The sequence below is a fragment of the Candidatus Thiothrix phosphatis genome (assembly GCF_035668035.1).
Classification (GTDB): Bacteria; Pseudomonadota; Gammaproteobacteria; order Thiotrichales; family Thiotrichaceae; genus Thiothrix; species Thiothrix phosphatis.
Map to the genome: position 1 here is coordinate 1 of NZ_JAYMYJ010000064.1, position 2,762 is coordinate 2,762.

Below are 2,762 nucleotides of genomic sequence, written 5' to 3' on the forward strand. Positions count from 1 at the left end.
CTATTTGCTGGGCGTGGAATTCAGCAAGACAGACCGCAATATCGTCGGTTTTGATGTGGAGCAAGCCTAATTATGACTGAACGCAAACGCCTGCCCATTGGCATCCAAACCTTCCGCGAAATCCGGGAAGCAGGCCACTATTACGTGGACAAGACCGGCATGATCCAGCAATTGGCCGACAACGGTAAACATTACTTTTTGTCGCGCCCACGCCGTTTTGGCAAAAGCTTGCTGCTGGACACCATCAAGGAACTGTTTGAAGGCAACGAACCGCTGTTCCAAGGCTTGCTGGTGCATGGGCGCTGGGACTGGTCAGTGAAATATCCCGTGCTGCGCTTCAGTTTTGGGCGCAAGAATTACCGCCAACCGGAAGCGCTGGGTGAATCCCTGCACCAACAGCTCACCCAGATGGAACGTGATTTTGCCATCAAGCCCGAGTTTAGCGATGCGGGCAGCCGCTTTGCGGATCTGCTGGAAAGGGTCAAGGCCAAAACCGGGTTGCCCATTGTTGTGCTGATTGACGAATACGACAAGCCGATCCTGGATGCGCTGGAATACCCGGAAGTGGCCAAGGCCAACCGTGATTTCCTGCGCGGTTTCTACGCCACCATCAAGGATTATGACGCCCATATCCGCTTCAGTTTCCTGACCGGCGTCAGCAAGTTTTCCAAGGTCAGCCTGTTTTCCGGTTTGAACAACCTGGAAGATATTACCCTGATGCCGCGTTATTCCAGTCTGTGCGGTTATACCGATGATGACATCGATACCGTATTTGCTGCTGAACTGCCGGGGCTGGATCGGGCCGAAATCCGCGACTGGTATAACGGTTATAACTGGCTGGGTACGGGCGTTTACAATCCCTTTGATATTCTGCAATTCTTCCGGAATCATGCGTTTAAAAGCTACTGGTTTGAAACCGGCACACCAACGTTTCTGGTCGAGCAATTGCTGAAGCGCCAGATACCCACCATCCAATTGAACAATCTACTCAGCAGCAGTGACATGCTGTCCAGCTTTGATGTGGGGGACATATCAACAGAAGCCCTGTTGTTCCAGACCGGCTACCTGACCATCAAACAGGAAGAAAACTTGGGCGGGCAGTTTTTCTATACGTTGGGCTACCCAAACCGGGAGGTCTACCAAAGCCTGAACAACAGTTTGCTGGCGGCGTTGGTGCAGAACAAATCACAGCAAGTGGTGCATGCGAGCCAGTTATACCGCCTGTTGAGCGCCAATGATATTGCCGGGTTAAGGCAGCTGTTCCACAGCTTTTTCGCCAGCATCCCGCACCAGTGGTACACCAATAACGACATCCAGCATTACGAAGGCTATTACGCCAGCGTGTTTTATTCCTATTTCGCCTCGCTGGGCCTGAATGTCACGCTGGAGGACATTACCAACCTGGGGCGGATTGATATGACCCTGAAATTCAATGGCAAGGTGTATGTCTTCGAATTCAAGGTGGTGGAATTGGTGCCGGAAGGCAAAGCCCTGCAACAAATTAAAGACAAGGCTTACGCTGACAAATACCGCGCCCTTAACCAGCCGATCTATTTGCTGGGCGTGGAATTCAGCAAGACAGACCGCAATATCGTGGGTTTTGACTGGGAACCCGCCTGATGCCTGCCGAAAAAACCCATACCGAAGGCCGCATGCGCCTTACCCTAATAGTGTAAGCAGCCTCATAACCCCTCATGGGGATTCGTAACTCGACAAAGAGCTACGAAGCGTTCAAATCGGCAATGCTCATAACCCCTCATGGGGATTCGTAACATAAGTTTCATATTATCAACTGAGGATAAGACAAATCTCATAACCCCTCATGGGGATTCGTAACTTGCAACATTTAACGTATTGGCGAAGCCTCCAAAACTCATAACCCCTCATGGGGATTCGTAACCGGTTAGCCTGGATGAAACGTCAGCATATCCTGCAATCTCATAACCCCTCATGGGGATTCGTAACCGGTTAGCCTGGATGAAACGTCAGCATATCCTGCAATCTCATAACCCCTCATGGGGATTCGTAACTTGTCCAAATCTTTAACACCGCATCTACCAAAATTACTCATAACCCCTCATGGGGATTCGTAACCAGCAATGCCACTGGGCTGCTGAAAGAATCTTTTGGCCTCATAACCCCTCATGGGGATTCGTAACCGGTCGCCGCAGCGTCGGCACCATGACCGGCACCCACTCATAACCCCTCATGGGGATTCGTAACATGGAAGCCGGGGCGGGGGACGAGCTGCTGACGCACTCATAACCCCTCATGGGGATTCGTAACGTTGGTTCAGCAACAAGCCTCCTGTCAAAGCTTATCCTCATAACCCCTCATGGGGATTCGTAACCATCCGCAAATGCCTCAACGGGCAGTTCGTTGGGGACTCATAACCCCTCATGGGGATTCGTAACGTATTCTGGTTCCGCGTTCTCTGGCAAGGCACTTTCTCTCATAACCCCTCATGGGGATTCGTAACATTGCGATTCCCAGCGCCGCTTGGATTTTCAGCCTGGCTCATAACCCCTCATGGGGATTCGTAACTATTGGGGCGGCTTTGGCCGCCCTGATTTATTCTGACTCATAACCCCTCATGGGGATTCGTAACGGTTGTGTCCTAGCAGTTGCAATGCGTAAACATTCTCTCATAACCCCTCATGGGGATTCGTAACGCCCAGGTTGTCTAGGTATGCTTGCAGGGTGGTGGCCTCTAGGGCTTTCAAGGTGAGTTTTTGCCCTTCCGATGGCTGAGCAACCTTGCG

1 protein-coding gene and 1 CRISPR repeat array are annotated in these 2,762 nt (G+C 51.5%); the gene reads left to right on the forward strand.

Annotation, left to right across the window (positions count from 1 at the left end):
- Window positions 1-72: 72 nt before the first annotated feature.
- Window positions 73-1,620 (forward strand): PD-(D/E)XK nuclease domain-containing ATP-binding protein, encoded by a 1,548-nt coding sequence (locus VSS37_RS07395; protein WP_324694164.1) that lies wholly within the window; start codon window positions 73-75, stop codon window positions 1,618-1,620.
- A gap of 61 nt (window positions 1,621-1,681) precedes the next feature.
- Window positions 1,682-2,672: direct repeats of the CRISPR family, unit length 28 nt; unit sequence CTCATAACCCCTCATGGGGATTCGTAAC.
- Window positions 2,673-2,762 lie beyond the last annotated feature (90 nt).